This is a genomic window from Thermococcus litoralis DSM 5473, from assembly GCF_000246985.2.
Classification (GTDB): Archaea; Methanobacteriota_B; Thermococci; order Thermococcales; family Thermococcaceae; genus Thermococcus_A; species Thermococcus_A litoralis.
Window position 1 is genome coordinate 786,164 of sequence record NC_022084.1, and the last position, 20,460, is coordinate 806,623.

Consider the following 20,460-nt stretch of genomic DNA (forward strand, 5'->3'; position numbering starts at 1 on the left):
GGCTCACCTAATCCTTGCCAAGCAGTGTGAACTGAGCCAAGAGAGCTTCAAGCTGAATCATTTCATTTGCTCCCTCAACAAGCCTGAAGTTGTACTCTCCTATTTTATCAGCCAAGGCAACCTTCTTCGGCTCACTTATTGGAAGATTGAACACCTCTTTGTGCATCTGAATCAAAACGTCTTCTCCGCTTAAACCTTGCTTTAGGAGTATCTCCCTAAGCTTGTCCCTAGCTTTAAGGAAATTGCCCTCTAAAGCTAAAAGCATCATTTCCCTAACGTCTTCTGGTCTGGCCCTGCTTGCAACCAAAAATACGTTTTCATCAGTTATTTTGACATCTAGGGCAGCTGCAGCCTGGAGAACGTTTATTGCCCTCCTTAAGTCACCTTCAGCCACGTAGAGTATCGCTTGAAGACCCTCCTCGGTTAGCTCGAGCCCTTCGTTTTCAGCTATGTATTTTAGCCTCTTTGCAATATCTTCATCTTTTAACGGTCTAAAGCGGAAAATCGCACATCTTGATTGAATGGGTTCTATGATTTTGGATGAATAGTTGCAGTTGTGGCTTACAAGGCCGTTTGATATGAAGCTGTGGTCAGAGGCACAGGTGACATCATAGACGTCCAGGTAGCCAAGTTCTTCCTTTTTAATGACCTTTTCTACAACATAGTCTCCGGTAACGCGTTCCCTCCTGAAGTCCTCGAAAGTCATGAAATCCCTCGTTAAACCGATTGGAACTCCATTTAGCCTATTGACGACAAAGTCCCTCTTAACTCCAAGCAACTTGGCAGCCTGTGTCGGATTGGTTTTTGCGGCAAGCTCCACAGCCTTTTCCGCAATCTGCGGAAGGATTATCTCCTTGTAGGTCAGCTTCATCCTCAAGTACTCTCCAACCAGCCTGGCATATTTGTCTTTAACGTAAGCGTAGCCGACTCTCGTTAAAAACTTCAGGTAGTTGGATTCGTTAGGAGTAACAACAAGTCTCACAATGAACCCATCCCCAATCGGACTTACTATCACCTTTGAGTCCACCTCAAACTCTCTAAGGAGCTCGGCAAGGTCGTTGAAGAACTCGGTCGTCTCTTCGAGGCTCTCACTGCTCGTGCGCATTTCAAGCTTTATTCCATTGAAGTTGTACTTTTCGGAGTATGGCTTGGTTCCATCGGCAGCGAAGAGACCTCTAAGGAACTCCCTCTTGACGAAAAGGTTGCCCTTCCTTATCCACTCCGGAACGCGGTAACCTTTCTTCGTCTTGTTTCCTGCCTCAACGCCCCAGAAGCGCATGAGGGCGTGGAGGGCCCTGTTGTCAACGTAGAGCATGTGTATCTTGCCTTTTACCTTTCTCCCGCCTATCTCCGACGAAGACTCGCGCTCTATTATCTCCGAAGGCTTCAGGCCGAGCCTTCTGAGATCCTCCGCCAGTGCCTCAAGCTCTTCCCTTGAGGAGTTGAACCAGACCCTTGTACCTCCCTTGGCGAGATGTCCATCGCCAAGTAGGAAGCCGAGAACCCTCGCGAGAATTCCGGCTCTTTCGTCGTCATATCTTACCAGCCATCTCTTCTTGAGCTCACGAAGTAAGTTATAAGCCGGACCATCGAGTTCGCCGGCAAGGAGCCTCTTCACGGCTGTGTAGCTTATCTTTATCCCTAACTCTTTCTCAAGGATCCTCTTGACATCGGCAGTATTCCTCAGAGGAACTCCATCGCGGAGCTTTCTTACGAACTGCCTCTTACCTTCCATTCTCCTTTCAACATAGCCCTTCTCCTCCAAATTCTTAAGGAGCTGATTCAGCCTCGCTCTCGAGAGCCCGACCTTTTTTTGGATCTCCTCCCGAGATGTCCACTCGGTTGAAATCTCCTGGAGGATTTCAGCTTCTCTTTCCGTTAAGCCCTTCTCCATCTCCGCCTTCAGTTCAAGCGCTCTCGCAAGGATTTTCTCTTTATCCTTGGTTGTCAGCTCGCGGAAATTCCTGGCCTCTCCAAGGGGCTTTCTTCCCCTCTCAAGCTCTAGCTTGTTGGCGAACTCATAGAAATCCCTGAGGTCAACAATCGGCTCTGGATTGACCTCGTAGGGAGTACCTTCCAGAGTAGGTTTCACGAGAACTTCACTCCCCTCCTTAAGGTCATATGTCTGAACCCAGCCTGCAGGAGTTAAAAACATATGGTCGCCCGTTGCCTCTATTACTCTTCCGCTTTCGAGAGTCAACCTGAAGACCGGGTGACCGATTATCTTAGAGTTGAAAGCAACCGCCGCTATCACTGTGTCCCTTCCATTTCTATTGGACACCTCTCTCACTAGGCCCCTTTCGTAAAACTTGAGAAAGTCCTTAATTTTTACTTCCCTCTCGTCTGGAGTGTATATCCTCGTGTCACCTGTGACACAGCTGAGAATGAAACGAACGTTGCTAGAAAACATCTCCATAGTTCTCCTCAAGGCTTGTTGGGCATCTTGAGTTAAAGCGTCGGCCTCATCAAGGAAGATTATCTTAAAGCTCGCACCGCCTATCGGCTTTGTCCTTGCAAACTCCTTTACCTTCTCACGGATAACGTTTATACCTCTTTCATCAGAGTTGTGCAGGAGAACCGGTATCTCGCCCGCGAAGAAGGTCTCGTTGCCCGGTACACTGACGTCGTAGACGAAGTCGTTGTACTCAATGAGCTCTATCTTCCTTATCGCGAGGGCATGAAGATCCGTGTAGGCGAGCTTTCTGAGCGTTTCATAAATCTCCCTGCCTTCATCGTCCAGCTTTTCAACGTTGACCATGTCAAGAACATCTCTGAGAATTCCCTTCCCAACACGCTTCTTACCTTCGTAGAGCTGGTGTCTGAAATTGTAGCGCCAGTTGCCCTCAACGGCGTCCTCTATCCTAAGGAGCATCTTGATTATCGGTTCAGCCGGGAGAAGCTCAGCCTTAGCCCACTTCATTCCACCTTTCCAGATGAGCCTGGCTTCTCTCTCGAAGAGGCTCGCCTCTATTCCCGAAATTCTCGCCAGCCAGACGGTGTCTATCAGCATGTCCTTTGAGACCGAAGATACCCTAACGACACTTTCCCATTCACCACTGCCGTCCACGTCTGCCAATCCTTTAAGAAACGCTATTCTCTCTTCCAGCGAGGCCTCGAAGATAAAGCCCGGAACCCTCTTGTTTTCAGACCTTCTTCCATGGCCGTCGTAGAAGTTATCCTCGAAGAACCTCGCTAGCTGGGTGCTGAGGAGTCTTATCTGGTAGGCACTCCTCCTTGAACGGTCGAAGCCTGATGTGGTGTAGTTCTCATAGACGCTGACCCCGAGTCCTTCTGCAAACTCCCTGACTCTCTCTATGAGCTCTCCCTCGTGGCTACCAAGGGTGTAAATGACCTGCCCCGAAGTCACTCCCTTGAAGCTTACAGCCCCCTCGGCCGCGTAGAGGCCCATCATGTAAGCGAGCTCATCGTTGAGAGGGATCTCTCCAAAGGTTCTGACCCTTGCGCTCGGCTTTACGGTGTAGTCTTCCATGTTAAGGACGTCGAGGAAGCCGGGAACACTGGATACAAAGCTCAACAGGTAAGAGCCTTCCTTAAGCTCGCTTGCCTTCACGCTCTCAAGTCCATTCTCCGTCAGAACCATTACCGAGTGGTTTCCAGTGAGCTCAAGCGTTCCCCCTCCCTCGAGGTGAATCTTTAGAATCACAGGAACACGGTGGCGGATTATCTTACTCACCCTCGCCCACCTGACTTTATAGTTCTCATCCACTGTAAGAACCTCAAGGTTCATGGCATCCTTATACGCAACCTCTCCATCGTTCTCATCAAAGTAAATCTTATCCAGCTCTGCAAAGGTAGTCCTCATAACCTTTCCGTTCAATCTCACTAGTATCGGCGTGTCCTTTGAAACGGAGGCGTTAAGCTCCAAGAAGTTGTGCCTCCAGCCTTCACCGAAGAGTTCCCTGGCTAAAGCCAGCGCAGCAGTTGTGTTGTGCACAACCGTCGGCATGTTTCCTGCGATGAAGTTGTGGTATCCCGGAACGTGGAGGTCGTAGATGACGAAGTCGCCCTTAAGCTCCTTCACTTCGGTTATCTCATCCCAGTAGAGCTCGTTCTGGGAGAGGAATATCAGGTATGCTACCCCTTCCTTAAGCTTCTCGTCGGAGAGGATTTCCCCTATTAGCTCGAGCTCGATTTTCCTTATTTCCTCAAGTTTCTCGATCTTTTCCGTGTTGCTCTCAAGAATTATTCTCACGCTGGAGTTCCAGGTGCCGAGTTTCCTTCCGATTTCGGCATAGCTTGAGTACTTCCTTGCAAAGACCCTCATGGCATCAATCGTAGGTTCAAGGTCGATCCCAAGGGCCTTCGCTATCTTTAGATAGTTCCTCAGGCTCGGCTTCCTCTTGCCCTTAATGTACTCGAGGAGTCTGTCAACCCTAATCCCAGTCTTTTCCGCTATCTCTTTTCTCCGCTCCGCCACCTCGTTCCAGTCTATGAGGATGCTCCTTGAGAGGGACTCTTTCAGCCTCTCAAGCTCATCGAGGCGGTAGTAGATTTCTTTCATCAGCTCCCACGAGATCTCTCTCGCCTTTCTGTGGCTCCAGCTTCTCTTATCGTCGGAGAAGTTCAGTTTAAGCCTGTCTCTAACGTAAGAGATAAGTTCATAGTTGACCTTCAAGCTGTCGAGGTTCGGGTTGAACTTCTTGACGAGCTTCTTAGCTTTTTCAAGTTTCTCTCTGTGGGAGAAGCCGATCTCGCTCAGAAACCTCTCCACGTTCTCTGAACCTGAGATTGTGACGTGGTAATATAGTTTACCCCTGACTTTTTTCTCCCGTATCTTCGAGATTATCCCAAAACCAGCTAAGCCATAGGTAACCTGCTCCGCCATCTCCCTGCTGGCGGTCGCCAGTACTATTGCGTTCTTATCAACTCCAGCATCACAGTCAAAGTACGCCCTGAGGAAGGAGCGAATCCCCTCCCAGCCTTTCTCGGGTATGTACACCTTGTCAGCTTTTCTTCCAGCAAAGCCAAGAGCACTTACAAGCTCCCAGGCCTTCCTGGAGTTCACGTAAACGTCCGGTGCCCTGTTTTTGTGGATTCTCTCTTTAATCTTCGCATCTGGAAAGAGCCTCTCCGTCAGCTCCATAAAGCGCCGTCTTAAAGAGGGATCAGCGTTTGTGAAAGTGATTACATTGCTCCTTGAGTCGGCGTGGCCGTCTCCAATGAAGTATCCAAGCCACTCAGCCAGCGGGTCTTCCTCAGCTATGGCCGGAAGGAAACGCGGAACTGCGAGTTTGTCGCCGGGTTTAAGCTCCTCTGCCTTCACCCATTTGATTTCTCCGTTCTTCCTGTTCACGAGGAGCGGGTGGTAGGGAGTAACCTTAAGCTCCCTGCCGAGGCGAGTCCTTATCCTTATCAGCCTCTCGGCCCTATCCTTGTAGACGTACTGAACCTCGAACTCCCTCAGCTTTCCGTCCTCGTCTATTCCAAGGACTTTGAGGCCTTTAACAGGTGTTGGGCCAAACCTGCCATTGGAAACTTTTTCAACGAGCTCTCCCAGCTCACAGAGCCTGCCGTTGGCTATGACCTTAACATCCCCTGTGAGGCACTTTCCAACACCGGGTGGACCTGCAAAGAGAAGATGCGGCATCGAGCCGGTTTTAACATAGTGCTTGAGCCTCTTCACTATGTGATCTTGCCCTACAATGTCGTCAAGCCTCTCAGGCCTATACTTCTCAACCCACGGTTTTTCAAGAATTTTAACTTCCTTAACCTCTTTTACTTCTTCAGCCATTGCAACCACCTGTTATCGTGACCTAAACACTTTATAATCACGAGAATATTTAAACTCTTTGGAACCCCAAAGAATTTCCAAACTTCATCAAAAGGAGACTGGTGTTAGTCCGTTGTTTATTGAAATGAAAAACTTTTATAGGTGAGAAATACCAATATTCTACTTGGTGGTGCCAATGGCAAAGCTTGACTGGATTACCGAGGAGCTTAATGAACTTAAAGAAAAAGGACTTTATGTAAGAATTAGAGTTCTCCAGAGCGCCCAAGGCCCTTGGGTGATTGTTGACGGAAAGAAAGTTCTAAACATGTGTTCCAACAACTATCTCGGTTTGGCAGCACATCCAAAAATTAAGGAAGCGGCTATAAGAGCTATTCTTGACTATGGCGTTGGAGCAGGAGCTGTTAGAACAATAGCCGGAACAATGGAGCTCCACGTGGAGCTTGAGGAAAAACTTGCAAAGTTCAAGAAGAGAGAAGCTGCTATTCTCTTCCAAAGCGGCTACAATGCAAACCTTGGGGCAATAAGTGCCCTCATAAAGAAAGGCGAGGATGGAGTTTTTGTTAGTGAAGAACTAAACCACGCAAGCATTATCGATGGTATGAGGTTAAGCGGAGCTGAGAAAGTTATCTACAAACACCTTGACATGGAAGACCTCAAAAAGAAGCTTGAAGAAGTGAAAGACAAGAAAAAGAAGCTTATTGTCACTGATGGTGTATTCAGCATGGACGGTGACCTCGCCCCACTTCCAGAAATAGCCGAATTGGCGGAACAGTACGATGCTATGGTATACGTTGACGACGCCCACGGTGAGGGTGTTTTAGGTGAACATGGAAGGGGTATTGTTGACCACTTTAAGCTCCACGACAGAGTGGACTTTGAAATGGGAACCCTAAGCAAGGCATTTGGTGTCATTGGTGGCTATGTTGCAGGGCCAGAAGAGGCGATAGAATATTTAAAGCAGAGGGGAAGACCATTCCTGTTCTCATCCGCCTTGAATCCGCCCGACGTTGCTGCCGCTATTGCCGCGGTTGAGATTCTCCAACATAGCGATGAGCTCGTTAAAAAGCTTTGGGACAACACCCACTTCCTCCAAAAGGGACTTAGAGACATTGGCTATGACTTAGGAAACACCAAGCACCCAATTACACCGGTAATGCTATATGACGAAAAGCTAGCCCAAGAGTTCTCAAGAAGACTCTACGATGAATACAACATCTTCGCCCAGGCAATAGTTTATCCGACAGTCCCATTAGGCACAGCAAGAATAAGGCTTGAGCCCTCAGCAGCCCACAGCAAGGAAGACCTGCAGTACGTAATAGATGCCTTTGAAGACCTCGGAAAGAAGACCGGATTCTTGAAGTGATTTTCCTTTTTTATTTTCGTTTTATTTTTGAACTTTTCTAACGAAAGGTATTTAAATCTATATGCCTACTCATTCCTGGAGGTGAGAGGGGATGAGCCTTATAACTGCAACCCTCTCACTAACCGCCTTGCTATTGCTGATAGGCTTGACAATAGTCGGAATAAAGTATAGGAGGAGGTTCATAGCTAGGTATCCTGCACTTAGAAGATTCTATGACTTCATGATAGTGGGGTTCGCCATAGCAGCCCTATCAAAGTTTGTCTTCACGTTTATCGATCTATATGACGTTGGAATTCTCTTTCTGAACCCTTCAGAGAAAATGCTCTTAAACACAGCTGGAAATGGTTTAACAACGTTTGCACTTCTCTTCCTTCTTCTCGGATGGGTGACCCTATTAAAGAGCCTCGTATCAAGATACAAGCTCTCTCCAGTGATAGAAATAGAGGGGAAAGAGGAAAGATTTGCCCCTGGGGTGTATCTATGCAAAACGGGGGATTGCAACTCATTATTGCTAGATCTGTTGAAAGGAAGAGCAGGGCTTATTGTTTCCAGAACACCAAGGCATGTGCTTAAAGAAAAGCTAAAACTTGAGCAAACCCCAATGTTATGGCTCACAAAAATAGATGGGGAAGGAAATATACACCCGCTAAGGCTTGAGTTCCTTCTGCAGACATTAGTAGACTTCATGAAGTCGGGAGATACTCCAAAGATAATTTTACTAGATGGAATCGAATATCTCATGGTAGAAAATGGGTTTGAGCCGGTCTTTAAGTTCCTAGCAGCATTGAACGATTACGCCCTACTCAACAACACGATAATCTTGGTTCCCTTAGATGAGAGCGCTGTTGAAAAAAGACACGCAAACCTCTTAAGGAGGGAGTTTAGAGAGATAAAGGCAGACTAGAATTTTATTCTGCCTATGTGGTAATAAACCACGTCATTGTCCTCATCGACCACCGCCAGAACCATCTTTTTTCTAACCCCATGGGCAACCCTAACCCTAGCGGTTAAGTCGTTTGGATACATCTTCTGGTTCTCACTTACAACCCAGATCAGCCAGTCCGCATGCTCCTCCATTCCTTTGCGGTACACCCTAAAGTGAGAACCGTATTTGAGAGCTGTCTTCACAGTGTAGCCCCTATTCCTAAGATCCCTGTAAACCAAAAACTTTAAATCAAACTGCTCATCTTTTTTCCTTCCAATTTCGAAAAGCTCTTGAACTCTGAGCTCTTTTTCACCGTCAAAAACTTTAATCCATCCTTTGTCCAACAGATAAGCGGCTTCAATGAGAGAAAGGAAAAGCTTGCCATTTACAACTTCCCCATAGTGCCGCTTGTTGTAGAGCTTGTTTATAGCACTCTCCATCGTGCTGAAAACCCTATCTCCGCTTAGGTAAAATTTGAACTCACTCAACTCCTGTCCCCCCATGCGTCTGGTGTGAGAACCATGTAGTAGGCATCCTCGCCATCGGAGTAGTAGCCTTTTATGATTTTCATCTTCTTAAAGCCTAGCTTTTCGTAGAGCTTTATCGCCCTCTCATTGCTGACTCTGACCTCAAGTCCTATGTACCTAGCCCCTCGTTTTATTAACCTGTCTATAACAACCTCCATAAGAGCCTTGCCTATCCCATTACCTCTATAAAGAGGATCAACGGCTATACTCATTATGTGACCTTCCATGTCTGGTCTTAGATATCCCATTACATAGCCAACTACCTTCCCGTTGTATTCTGCAACTAGAAAGGTCTCTGGATTTGCCTCAAGGAACATCAAAAACAGCCCTCTCGGATATTGCTCCCTAAAGGACTGTCTCTCAATGCGCATAACCTCACTTAGGTCAAAGAGGGTAGCAGGCCTGATAGTGACAAGGCTCAGGGGAATCTTTCTTGGGAAAGGGACATCTCTTGAAGAGAGACTCATATTGAAATATTCTCCCGATAGTTTTTAATCTTATTGATTTAAAAAGAAAAATCAAAGATGGATTATTACCGGCTCAAAGGGGACCTCTATCTTCCCATCTTTGCTTTCAACCTTTTTACCTGTCAGAAGGTCTATTCCTCTAACTTCAATCTCTATCTCTCCAATTTTTCCCTCTAGGTTGAAAATTCCAACTGCATTTTTGCACTCCACAACAGCAATTCCTTCCTTCGCCAAGTACACCCTTTGATCGTTGCAATCGATTGACTTTTTAATCTTGATTAGTTTCTTGACAAAAGATGAAAACTCCTCATTTCCCTTTTCCCAGGGAATAGGATCCTTTTCAAAGAGGCTTGGCTGGTTTTCGATAGCATATTCCTGCCCTGCATATATTAGCATAGCCCCCTTTAGCATGAACATGAAGGCCGTCCAATTCTTCAGGCGAAGTTCATCCCTAAATATCCCAGCCGCCCTTGGTAAATCATGATTTTCCAGAAATCTAAGCTTAACGTAATCCGCTGGATACAAAGTATCCTGAACGTAGAGGTAGTCAGTATAGCTTAATAGACTTCTTTCTCCCCGCAGATACCTCTCCAGCATCTCTCTTCCATCGTAGTCGTAAGTAATCTCAAATACCCGGTGCATCTCAACATCCGAGTGGACTCTAAATCCCCTCTCCCGCAGCCACTTGACAAAAGAAGGATATACAGTCTCAGCCATCCAGAGAATGTTGGGATTAATCTTGGCAACTTCTTTTTTGGCTTTCTCCCAGAATTCCAAGGGCACAAGAGGAGCAACATCGCATCTAAACCCATCCACGTATTTAGCCCAGAACTTCAAGGTCTCTATTTGATATTCCCAGAGCTCTCTGTTGGAGTAGTCAAGGTCGTAAACATCGCTCCAGTCCGGAACCTTTCTTGAAGGCTTGCCATCAACTGTATAGAACCATTCGGGATGCTCTTCCAAAAGCTTTGAATCTCGCGAGGTATGATTGTATACAATGTCTATCATAACCTTAAGCCCAAGCCTATGAGCTTTTTCCACGAGTTTTTTAAAGTCTTCAAACGTTCCCAGCTCGGGATTTATTGATCTATAGTCTTTTATGGCATAAGGAGAGCCAAGAGAACCCTTTTTGCCTTCTTCTCCTATTGGATATATAGGCATCAGCCAAACAAAGTCCACGCCGAGGGATTTTATCCTCTCCAAATCTTCAGCTAAGGCCTTTAGAGTTCCCTCTTCAGTGTGGTTTCTTGGGAAGACTTCGTATATAACGAGCTTTCTCAACTCGCTAGCCCGCATTTATATCACCGAGAGTGATTACACTCGGTATTAAAATAGTTTTTGGAAAGTTTTAAAAGAAAGGTAGTAGGATGTTAAAGAGAAGTGATGAGCGCTTCCGATCCTGAGGGCAAGATGATGACCGGATTCCTATCTGATCTACCATCCATGTCTTTTCTTACCATTACTAAAGGTTAGGATTAAGTTTATAACCAGCTCGGAGTTAATTGATTAAATGAAGGTGATATGATGAGGATAGCGGAAGATGCCGTCGGGATAGTCAAAGGTGAGGCAAGTGTCATAGGGTATGATTTTTCCGCTCACCCCGATGTGAATTTACAGTTTGGGGAGTTTGTCGTTGCCCAGAACAGAAACGGGGAATGGGTTATTGGTACAATCAGAAGACTTCAAAACATAAATTGGCTTCTCATAAGTGGAAAAAGCACGTATCAGTCCCTTCAGCTTGATTTAGAGCAATACGGAGAGAGCATTGAGGACAACGAGGAAGTAATCGCAAGTGTAAGGGTTCTAGGCAAGCTCAGCTTTAACGGCGAGAATGTTGAAGTTCTACCAAATAGAGTCCCAATTCCTAATGGAAGGACTGTTTACAGGTTAAGCGATGAGGTTCTCAAGGCAATATACAACCCCGGAGAGGGGTACATAGAGGTTGGGACACTTCTTCTAAGAGAGAGCGTGCCAATTTATTTAAACGCTGACGAACTTGTATCGAGACATTTTGCCGTTTTGGCAGTTACCGGAGCAGGCAAGTCAAACACCGTTGCAGTAATGATAAGCCAAATCGTCGAAAAGCTCAGGGGAACGGTGGTCGTCCTAGACCCCCATGGAGACTACGTAAAGCTAAAGCTCCCCAACACAGGGAAAAAGTATGTCAAAATAATAGAGGCCAAAATAAGACCTGAGGAAATGGATAGCGAGGAGCTGGCAGACCTAATAGAGGTCGCAAAAAATGCCACCATACAGAGAGAGTTTCTAGCTAAAGCTTGGGAAACGATCAAATACGAAAACCCAAATTTGGGCGGAAGAGAGCTCATTGAAAAGCTCATGGAGACAATAAACGACTGGATCAGAAATAAAGAAGCGAAGTACTGGGATGAAGGGAAGAAGGACTATTTCACGGAGGAACTCAAATCGGATAGAGTGGAGACACTAAGGGGAGTTGTTTTAAGACTTAGGAGATTTTTGAGGAATTATGGAGGCTTATTAACTAGTGAGGACTTAATATCTCAAATTGAACCGGGAAAGGCGAATGTTATCGACCTCGGACCCTTAGATGAGGGTCAAATGAAAGTCGTTGTCGGAAAACTGCTCCAGGGAATATTTGAGGCAAGGGTAGACTATGAAAAAGCCAGAAAGACTCTTGAACGCATAGAAGAAGATCTAAGAGAAAGCAGAGCGGCGAAAACATCAAAACTTGAAGAAGAAATCGAAGAGCTCAAGAAACTTATGAAGAGCATCGAAAGGAAAAGTAAAGCACTTGCCGAGCCAATACTCATGGTAGTGGAGGAGGCACATATATTTGCCCCGCAAGGGGAACACAATGATGCCGTGAGGGTTTTGAGCAGAATTGCTAGGGAAGGAAGAAAGTTTGGAGTTGGGCTTGGAATAGTGTCCCAAAGACCAAACAAACTTAATGAAGACGTCTTAAGCCAGACAAACACCAAGATAATCTTAAAGATCGTAAATCCGAAAGACCAGGACTACGTTCTAAAGGCAAGTGAACAGTTGAGCAATGATTTACTAGCCGATATAGCATCTCTTGGAAAAGGAGAGGCAGTTATAGTTGGCCAAGCAATAGCCCTTCCAGCGCTGGTTAAGATTTACAACTTCAAAGAAAGGGGCGGTGATTATGGAGGAGAGGACATAGGGATTGTATCAAGGTGGCGTAAAAGAGCAGAAGAAGAGAAGAGAGAGGAAGAAATTCAGCAGGCTTATGAGGATGAGGGGATAGAATATGACCTTTAAGTTTGCTCATATTGCAGATGTGCATCTTGGGTTTGAGCAGTACAGACTGCCCTACAGAGCCGAGGAGTTTAGAGTAACCTTTGAGACTGCAATAAAAAAGGCAGTCGAGGAAAAAGTGGATTTTATACTTATTGCGGGAGACCTCTTCCACCGCAGCAACCCAAGCCCCCAAACAATAAAAGAAGCCATAGACATCCTTTCAATCCCAAAAGAAGAAGGAATTCCGGTTTTTGCAATTGAGGGAAACCACGACAGAACCCAAAAGAGGATTTCCGCCTACAATCTTCTAGAATCCCTAGGATTAATGTATGTCCTCGGTTTCAGCGAGGAGAAAAAAGAAAACACGTATCAAACCACAGAAAAAGTCAATGGAAAGCTAATCGTCAAAGGGGTCTTCGAAAAAGGGAACAAAAGCCTTGAGATCTACGGCATGAAGTTCATGAGTGCTGCGTGGTTTGAGAGAAACAAGCTAAGTGAGTACTTTAAGCCAAGTGGAGACGCTGTGCTTATGCTCCACCAGGGGATAAAGGAGATGATGGACAGTCTAAAACTGGAAACGCAGAGAGATTACTTCGAGATAACCCTCGAAGACCTGCCGGAGGGCTTTCTTTACTACGCAATGGGGCACATACACAAAAGGTGGCAAACCAACAAAGGCCTGGGTGTGGTTGCTTATCCCGGTTCATTAGAGAGGTGGGACTTCGGGGACTACGAAATGAGATACAGGTGGAACGGGAACGCTTTTATTCCTCAAACTGGAGAGGACAAGGGCTTTTTGATAGTTGAAGATTTTAAACCAAGGTTTGTGAAGCTTGACGTTAGACCCTTCTACGATGTTAAGATTAAAGCTGACGAGAGTGTTGTAAAAACGGAGCTTAAAAAGCTGAGCACAAAAATCCCGAAAGAGGCTTTTTTGAGGGTGGACATTGAGTGGGAGAGACCTTTTGACGTGTCTTTTCTCCACGAAATCTTCAAAGTTGAATACCTCCACATAAGAACGAAGTTCAAAAGGCCTTCCATAGGGAAAGGGAAAGAGACAAACCTAAAAGGGTTCTTCACCCCTCTGGAACTCAAGATACTCGAACTTGTTGGCGAGAAAGATTTTGAAGATTTTGAAGAGGTCATAGAGCTCCTCCTAAAAGGTTCCGCTCCAGAGAAAGAAGCTACACCCAAAAAGGAAGAGAGAAAAGAAGAAGTCAAAGAGGAGATAAAAGAAGAAAAACCCAATTTAGAAGCCGAGAAGAAAATCAAGAAGATAAAAGAGCCACCAAAGAAGAAATCGGATTTATTATCTTGGCTGAAAGGGTGAGAGAAAATGATGATTGAAAAGATAATTGTGAGGGATTTCCGCTCACACGAGTTCACAAAGGTAACGTTTGCACCCGGGATAAATCTTATAATAGGGCAAAACGGCTCCGGAAAAAGCTCCCTTCTCGATGCGATACTTGTAGGCCTTTATTGGCCCATGAAGCCCAAGGATCTTAAAAAGGAGGATATCCTCAGGGTAAATGGGAAAAGCACTGAGATAACGATATTTTTTGAGAAAGACAATGTGAAATACCAGCTCCACAGGAACATAACCAAGGGCATAGCTTTTGTTAAGTATCAAGAAGGTCAGGGATGGCACTATGCAACTGAAGCAAGCCAGCAGTCCGTGAGGAGATGGATGGAAAAAATGATTCCCTACGATGTATTTGTGAACGCGATATACATAAGACAGGGAGAAATTGACGCGATCTTGGAGAGCGATGAAAGCAGAGAAAAGGTCGTTAGAAAGGTTTTAGGTCTGGATAAATATGAAAACGCCTATAACAACCTTCTTGAAGTTAGAAAAACCATAGACTCGAAAATCAGCGCAATTGAAGAATACCTCACAGCAATGAAGAACATAGACGAGATGATAGAAGAAACTCGAAAAAGCCTAAGCGAAGCTATAAAGCAAATAAACGAGCTTACACCAAAGATTCCAAAGCTGAGGGCGGAAGCTGAAAGAATAGAAAAGAGGCTTTCTGAACTTGACGAGCTGTTGGAACAGCTTAACAAAGCGAAAGAAGAAAAGAATGAAATTGAAAAGGATCTCGAAGGAGTAAAGACAAGGATAAGCTCCTTAATCAAGTCAACAAATGAAAGGAAAGAGAAGATAAATGAACTGAAAAAGAAATTTGAAAAGCTTGAAAAAATCAAGCCTCAAGCTGAGAGATACATGGAACTCGAAAAGTTCCAGCGGGAATACAGTGAAATAAAATCAAGGATCGAAAAAGAGCTTAAAGGCTACGAAGGAAAGCTTTCCCAAATAGAAGAAAGAGTCAAAGAGCTAGTGCAGAAGGAAGAAGAGCTAAAAGAGCTAGAAGAAAAAATAGAAGAAATAGCAGAAAGGCTTGAAACTCTAAAGCAACATGCAGAGCAGTATGAAGATGCCATGAGAATCAAGAAAACAGTGGAGGATTTAAGGAAGAGATTATCTCTCAGCGAAGAGAAAATTAAAGCCCTCAAAGACGAAATAGAAGAGGCAAAAAGGAGAAGAGAGGAAATCCGCGAGAGACTTGAGAAAATTGGAGAAGAAAAAGGAAAGCTCAGGAGCCTCTCCGGAGAGAAAGACAAGGCAATATCAGAGCTCATGAAGGCTAAAGGAAGGTGTCCCGTTTGCGGTGCCGAGCTTACAGACGAACACAGAGAAGAACTCATTAAAAGCTACAAAATAGAGATTAAAAAATACATGGAAAGGATGAAAGAGCTAGAAAAAGAGGAGAAGGAACTTAGGGCAGAGCTCCTGGGAATTGAAAAGACTTTGAAAAAGGAAAGCACTGTAATAGCAACCGAAGAGATATTGAAACAAATAAAAGAAAATGAGGAAAAACTAGCGCAGTTTAACCTAAGAGAACTAGAAAAAGATGCCAAAGAATACGAAAAGCTCTCGAAAGAGAAGAACCAGCTTGAGGGCAAACTTAAGAGCATCTTAGAAGAACTCAAAAAGAAGCCAGTGCTAGAAAAAACGAAGAGAAACATAAGAGAGAAAATAGAAAACGCTAAAAAGGAGCTTCAGAAATACGATAAGAAACTCAAAGAACTCGGCTTTGAAAACGAAGAAGACCTCGGGGCAGAGCTCGAAAAGTTGAGACCCCTCTATGAAGAATACCTAGGCCTTTTAAAGGTCAAAGATGAGCTTGAGAAAGAGGAAAAACGCCTCGGCAAAGAGGAAGAAGAGCTAAAAGATTTGGAAAAGCAAAGGAAAAGGCTCGAAGAGCAGCTATCTATGTTAAAGGAGAGAATTACAGAACTCGAGAAAAAGTACAACAAAGAAGAGCACGAAAGGCTTAGAAAAGAATACATCCAGGCTAGAGAAGCCCTAACGAAGGCAGAAACCGAGCTTGAAAACCTCGAAAAAAGAAAAGAAGAGTTGAGCAAAAACCTAGAGAACCTACAGAAAGAAAGGGATAACGTCAAGAGCAAGAAAAAAGAACTGGAAGAGCTGAGGAAAGCTAAGGAAAGAGTTCAAGAACTCAGAGAAAAGGTTAGAAGGTTTAAGAACCTCCTCAAGGAGGATGCCCTTGCAAAAGTTGGTGAATATGCAAGTGAAATATTCGAAGAGCTCACTGAGGAGAAATACTCCGGAATAAGTGTGAAGGCAAAGGAAAACAAGGTTGTTCTTGGGGTTATATACGATGGAAAGGAGAGGGAGCTCTCATTCTTGAGCGGCGGTGAGAGAATAGCCCTCGGTCTGGCGTTTAGATTAGCCTTATCCCTCTACCTTGCGGGAGAGATTCCCCTCCTCATAATGGACGAGCCGACACCTTATCTCGACGAGGAGAGGAGAAGAAGACTCGTGGACATCATGGAGCGCTATCTGAGAAAAATCCCGCAGGTAATAATAGTTTCGCACGACGAGGAGCTCAAGGATGCCGCAGATAGAGTGGTGAGAGTCAGGCTTGAAAACGGCGTTTCGAGAGTAGAAGAAGTAGAGGTGGGATGAATGTACCGCCTCATTTCCAAATATCAAGCGGATAAAATCCTCCAGATGCTCAAAGGAGAACTCAAAGAAGCTGAAGGGGCTCTAGAGGGCAAGGTGGATTGGAGACCTCTTCCCGAAAAAAAGGAGAGTAAAGTTTATGCTGTTGATGGAAGCCAGGGAAAGGCAAGGCTGAGTGGGACAATAATATATACAGTTGCATCTTTTGCCTTTGGAAACGGTAAGAGCGCTCGCCTGGTCTATACAAATGCCATGACATACAACCATGGAATCTCCGACCAGATAATAAGACTCCAAATGGAGACCCTAGAAAACAAGCTCGGAGCGTTGGTTGGGAATGAAGAACATATGATTTTGATGGACGGAACGCTCACAGGTTCATTAACAAGACCTCCCGTTTATCCCGAGAGCGTTAAGGGCATAACAACCCTTCTTGATACGTTAGAGAAAGGCAAACCAGAAGAGCTCATAAAGGACTTCATGGAGAGGCTCGATGAGCACTATCTCGACTTAGAAAAGCGCCTTGCTGAGGAAAGGGGGCTCTACAGTGGAGTTATACTCGCGGACGAGGTTATAGATGAATACTCAGAATTTTACAAAGCCATGGAAGGAGGAGAAGTTGTAAACTACGACGGTGCCCTAAAGAGGTTGAGGGATGCGCTAAAAGCCGAGATTCCCAGAAGTGAGATAATAAAAATTGCCGAAGAGCTGGATGAATATACAGAACGGAAGACATTAACCCTTGAAGAGGCAAGAAACACCATTCATGTTGTCCTAGGCTACCTGGAGTATCTCTACTCACTAGAGAAGCTCCTCCAAAGGGAGCTAATCTACATCGCAAAGAGCTTCTACAACAGGAAAATCACGTCAAAGCTGGGCATAGATCTCCTTGATGTGCCGTTTATCGATGCATATCTTGTCAAAACGCATGGCGAAGAACTTCCCGGTTACTGTGTAATATACGACCCGGAAAGGGCTGAAGAAAAAAAGAAAATAGCCCACCGTCTGCCGAGGATTTTGAGGAAATACTTCCCCACTGTCCAAAGGTTCATAGAAACGGGAGTTCCCTCAGCATATATAAGAACCATGAAAGGGGGCATCATCTATCTGCTCCAATCCAACACATCAATCAACGATGAGCTGATAGCAAAATTACTGTGGCACGAGAGCAACGGCTATATAAGACCGCTCCAGAGAGCCCATGAAGGGGTAAAAATTGAACAGAAAGCCTTCAGAGCTGAGCTTGAAGCCCTAATGAACTATTTGAAAAAGAAAGACAAAGAGCTGAGGGTTTTCATAAAATATGGAAGGTCTCCTCTCGAATGATTACCCAACTCCCCTTCTAACTTTTACCGCAAGCCCCTGCTGGAATATCTTAAGTTCTTTGCCGTTTAACAGGCTTTGTCCGGTTGCCAAAAGCTCATCGTTCTTATTCACCACAAGAACTTCGTCGTATGGCCGTATAGACTCATCTGCATCAATCACAAACTTCGCAAAGACGTTCTTTCCTCTTCTTGCAAAGGGCTCCGCGTCTTCATTAACAACAACTCTCATCCGCGGATAGGGGAGAACCTTGTGCAGTCTTCTTGCTCCTTCAATTCCAAGGGTCAAAAGACCGTCTTCCGCTCTAAAAGTTGCTATGTGCTTGCCCCTAGCTTTTATCTGTCTTGGCATTCCGGTCTTTCTTGAGAGCTCGACAAAAATATCTTTAAAAGCTTCACTCGCTCCTTCGCCAAATTGATACTCAGCAACAGCCTGAACGTAAAGCTTCGCTTCCTCCTTTGAGGGCTTCTCTATTGTGAAGTCCTCTTCCCCCTCGCTCTGGGCAAACGGGAAAGTTAAGCTCAGGTATTTGGGAATTTCGCCAAAAATGGGATGGCTGATTGTCTCCGGGAACTTCCCTTTTATCCTTTCAGCTCTTTGCTTTGCTCTCAAAACTACGGGAGTTCTCATAATCTCTTCACTAACCTTGAAAAAGGCAGAGGCTTTTGTTATCGGCTCGTTCTCCTCGAGGTAGTCCTTGTATTCAAGCAGTCTTTTGTAAGCCGCAAACATTTTTGGGTGAGACCTTGAGCGATCATCAACTAGCTGCCAGAGGGTTCCCTCTTTTATTGCCTGCTTCACTCTGTTTAGCTCCTCTCTAATAACCCACAGGTTGTGAAGGGCTAAAAGCCTCGTTCTCTCTTCCTTTGACATCTCGCGCAGCTCTTGCGGTGTATAGCGAGAACAGACAGGGCATGAGCATGGGAAATACTCAAGCTCTTCAAGCCTCTTGGTTCCTTCAGGCGTCATGTACCGGTCGTCTTTAGCGTAAAGGGCGTAGCTTGCCGAATCAAAGAGGTCAACTCCCATCGCAACTGCCAGAGCAAATACCATTGGATGCCCAGCGCCGAAGAGGTGAACAGGTCTATCCGGTCTTAGCCCAATTTTTGACGCTATTACAACATCAACCAAGTCCCTATAGCGGTAGCCCTCCATTAAAGGTACCACGGCACCAATCGGATGAATCTCAAAGTCCATTTCGCTTAATTTTCTAGCGGCATAGGTTCTCAAGTCGAGATACGTTGAGCCCTGAACGGTGGCATTCATGGGTATGCTCTTTATGCTCTCAGCCTCTTTTGCCCTTTCGAGTGTTATCTTAAGGTCCTCTTCAGCTTTCTCCCTTGGGGCATCTGGAATTGTTGGGACGTCAAGAAACGTCCCTATGTCAACGCCTATCTTGTGCTGGAACTCTATAATCTCTCTGTTGGTAACCTCTACTCCACCATATCTCATAAGCTGAAAGCTTCCGGAATCGACTTCCACTATGCCATCGTAATCCAAAAGTCCATGAATGCCTTTTTCAAGTGCCTTCTCTCTAAGTTCTTCGTCTTTGTAGATTATGTAGGAGTTTGTGATTATAATGTCAAAGCCCATTTCTTTGAGCTCTTTAGGGGTCACTATGAGCTGCTTAGGGTTAACTACGGGCATGATAGCTGGAGTTTCGAGCTTTTTCCCGTTAACTTCAATTTTTCCTATTCTTCCCGCAGCATCTCGCGCTTTTATCTCAAATTTGAAGTTCATTTTCCTCACCGCAGAAACTTCAAGATTTAGGTTTAAAAACCTAAGGAGACTTCAGCTCAAATTTTCCCATTTAAATTCCCAAACAACATCCGGAGATATCCATAGATGTGGAGGAAAAGATAAAAGAGAGCCCAGAACCACAGAAATACTGGAAAGAGAAGAGCATTTAGAAGAGAACCTCCCTCAACAACCGTAGGGATAAGAAGGGTAAGCACCTCATAACTCAAGAACAGCAAGAGCAAATCAAAGTTTCCCGTTAAGAGCAGTAAAACCGGAACTAGTATATCAAGAAGGGCAACAAAGTCACCCAAAAGAAGGAAGAAGATCTCCTTTTCTAATCCTCCTCCTAAATGCTTCAAATCGCCCAAAAACCACCTCTTTCTCTGCCTCCAAAGTTCTGGAAGTGTCTTTGGCATTCTCGTGTAGACCCTTGCCCTTGGGGCATAGAGGATCTTCCCAAGTTTCTTGAGCTCTTTTGTTGTCGCGTAGTCCTCAACCTCACTCTCTATAAATCCCCCAATCTGCTTTAAAGCTTCTCTTCTGAAGGCTGAGAGGGGACCGGGGGCAACACTTAGGTCTCCAAGTTCCTTAGCCCGTCTAAACATGGCAATTCTAAGGTGTTCAACGTCCTGAGCCTTCTCCAAAAAAGACTCTCCCAAAACCCTCACTTGACCACCTACTCCGACAACCTCTGGAGAGTAAAACCTCTCCACTAGAGATTTCAAAGCGTTTGGGGATAAAATAGAGTCCGCATCGGTGGTAACTATTATCTCCCCCTTTGCTTTCGAGAGTCCGAAGTTAAGAGCTCTTGCTTTCCCCTCATGGGTCTTCTTAAAAACCCTCACCCTCGGGTCTTTCAGGGAGGTAGCCTTCTCAAACGTATCATCCTCGCTACCATCATCAATCACAATAACCTCAAAATCCGGATAATCTTGGGAGAGAGCTGATTTTATAGACTCACCAATGGTCTCTCCCTCATTATAGGCAGGAATCAAGATGCTCACAAAAGGAGCCCATCTTCGAGTTTTGTATGGCTTCAGGAGACTAAGGAGATAATTGATGAAAAAATATCCATCCCAGAGAAGGACTATAGCTAGGAGTATCTCAAGCAGCATGATCTAAACTCCACATTCTGACT

12 protein-coding genes are annotated in these 20,460 nt (G+C 45.2%); 6 read left to right on the plus strand and 6 right to left on the minus strand.

Features of this window, described 5'->3' with window-relative positions:
* Positions 1–7 precede the first annotated feature (7 nt).
* Positions 8–5,752 carry an LAGLIDADG family homing endonuclease gene (locus tag OCC_RS13185; protein ID WP_004067704.1) on the minus strand — a complete coding sequence of 1,915 codons (5,745 nt, stop codon included), beginning with the start codon at positions 5,750–5,752 and terminating at the stop codon, positions 8–10.
* 175 nt (positions 5,753–5,927) lie between these two features.
* Between OCC_RS13185 and OCC_RS04355 the strand changes: the two genes are divergently transcribed.
* Positions 5,928–7,115, plus strand: a complete 1,188-nt coding sequence (locus OCC_RS04355) for a glycine C-acetyltransferase (RefSeq protein ID WP_004067701.1) — start codon at positions 5,928–5,930, stop codon at positions 7,113–7,115.
* Between the two features lie 91 nt (positions 7,116–7,206).
* Positions 7,207–8,019, plus strand: a complete 813-nt coding sequence (locus OCC_RS04360) for a DUF835 domain-containing protein (protein WP_004067699.1) — start codon at positions 7,207–7,209, stop codon at positions 8,017–8,019.
* Here the strand turns inward: OCC_RS04360 and endA are convergent.
* The 3 genes from endA to OCC_RS04375 are packed head-to-tail and all read right to left on the minus strand — an operon-like array spanning position 8,016 to position 10,330.
* Positions 8,016–8,543, minus strand: coding sequence for a tRNA-intron lyase (endA, locus tag OCC_RS04365; RefSeq protein ID WP_048874617.1), 528 nt, complete (start codon positions 8,541–8,543; stop codon positions 8,016–8,018). The two genes, OCC_RS04360 and endA, sit on opposite strands and share 4 nt — an antisense overlap.
* Positions 8,525–9,034, minus strand: a complete 510-nt coding sequence (gene rimI / locus OCC_RS04370) for a ribosomal protein S18-alanine N-acetyltransferase (protein WP_004067695.1) — start codon at positions 9,032–9,034, stop codon at positions 8,525–8,527. Before rimI ends, endA begins: the two co-directional genes overlap by 19 nt.
* 51 nt (positions 9,035–9,085) lie before the next feature.
* Complete coding sequence (locus OCC_RS04375) at positions 9,086–10,330, minus strand: alpha-amylase family glycosyl hydrolase (protein ID WP_004067692.1); 1,245 nt, start codon at positions 10,328–10,330, stop codon at positions 9,086–9,088.
* Positions 10,331–10,558: 228 nt separating this feature from the next.
* On the opposite strand from OCC_RS04375, the gene herA reads away from it, so the two are divergent.
* Genes herA through nurA form a run of 4 tightly spaced genes read left to right on the plus strand, consistent with a single transcriptional unit; the run spans position 10,559 to position 17,585 of the window.
* Entirely contained in the window at positions 10,559–12,292 is a 1,734-nt protein-coding gene (herA, locus tag OCC_RS04380) for a DNA double-strand break repair helicase HerA (RefSeq protein ID WP_004067690.1), read from the plus strand.
* Positions 12,282–13,601: a DNA double-strand break repair protein Mre11 gene (mre11, locus tag OCC_RS04385; protein WP_004067688.1), complete on the plus strand. Its 1,320-nt coding sequence runs from the start codon at positions 12,282–12,284 to the stop codon at positions 13,599–13,601. Before herA ends, mre11 begins: the two co-directional genes overlap by 11 nt.
* A gap of 6 nt (positions 13,602–13,607) precedes the next feature.
* Positions 13,608–16,262 carry a DNA double-strand break repair ATPase Rad50 gene (rad50, locus tag OCC_RS04390; RefSeq protein WP_004067686.1) on the plus strand — a complete coding sequence of 885 codons (2,655 nt, stop codon included), beginning with the start codon at positions 13,608–13,610 and terminating at the stop codon, positions 16,260–16,262.
* Positions 16,263–17,585, plus strand: coding sequence for a DNA double-strand break repair nuclease NurA (gene nurA, locus OCC_RS04395; protein WP_004067684.1), 1,323 nt, complete (start codon positions 16,263–16,265; stop codon positions 17,583–17,585). It abuts the gene before it with no gap.
* Here the strand turns inward: nurA and tgtA are convergent, their stop codons facing one another.
* Both tgtA and OCC_RS04405 read right to left on the minus strand, forming a co-directional pair.
* The gene (tgtA, locus tag OCC_RS04400) at positions 17,586–19,322 is read right to left on the minus strand and encodes a tRNA guanosine(15) transglycosylase TgtA (protein WP_004067682.1); all 1,737 of its coding nucleotides are present in this window, start codon (positions 19,320–19,322) and stop codon (positions 17,586–17,588) included.
* 56 nt (positions 19,323–19,378) lie between these two features.
* Positions 19,379–20,437 (minus strand): glycosyltransferase, encoded by a 1,059-nt coding sequence (locus OCC_RS04405; RefSeq protein ID WP_004067679.1) that lies wholly within the window; start codon positions 20,435–20,437, stop codon positions 19,379–19,381.
* Positions 20,438–20,460: the final 23 nt, after the last annotated feature.

Bases quoted from the DNA above. Each gene is read 5' to 3' on its own strand.
- OCC_RS13185 (WP_004067704.1), bottom strand. From the start codon at position 5,752: ATGGCTGAAGAAGTAAAAGAGGTTAAGGAAGTTAAAATTCTTGAAAAA.
- OCC_RS04355 (WP_004067701.1), top strand. From the start codon at position 5,928: ATGGCAAAGCTTGACTGGATTACCGAGGAGCTTAATGAACTTAAAGAA.
- OCC_RS04360 (WP_004067699.1), top strand. From the start codon at position 7,207: ATGAGCCTTATAACTGCAACCCTCTCACTAACCGCCTTGCTATTGCTG.
- endA (WP_048874617.1), bottom strand. From the start codon at position 8,543: ATGGGGGGACAGGAGTTGAGTGAGTTCAAATTTTACCTAAGCGGAGAT.
- rimI (WP_004067695.1), bottom strand. From the start codon at position 9,034: ATGAGTCTCTCTTCAAGAGATGTCCCTTTCCCAAGAAAGATTCCCCTG.
- OCC_RS04375 (WP_004067692.1), bottom strand. From the start codon at position 10,330: ATGCGGGCTAGCGAGTTGAGAAAGCTCGTTATATACGAAGTCTTCCCA.
- herA (WP_004067690.1), top strand. From the start codon at position 10,559: ATGAGGATAGCGGAAGATGCCGTCGGGATAGTCAAAGGTGAGGCAAGT.
- mre11 (WP_004067688.1), top strand. From the start codon at position 12,282: ATGACCTTTAAGTTTGCTCATATTGCAGATGTGCATCTTGGGTTTGAG.
- rad50 (WP_004067686.1), top strand. From the start codon at position 13,608: ATGATGATTGAAAAGATAATTGTGAGGGATTTCCGCTCACACGAGTTC.
- nurA (WP_004067684.1), top strand. From the start codon at position 16,263: ATGTACCGCCTCATTTCCAAATATCAAGCGGATAAAATCCTCCAGATG.
- tgtA (WP_004067682.1), bottom strand. From the start codon at position 19,322: ATGAACTTCAAATTTGAGATAAAAGCGCGAGATGCTGCGGGAAGAATA.
- OCC_RS04405 (WP_004067679.1), bottom strand. From the start codon at position 20,437: ATGCTGCTTGAGATACTCCTAGCTATAGTCCTTCTCTGGGATGGATAT.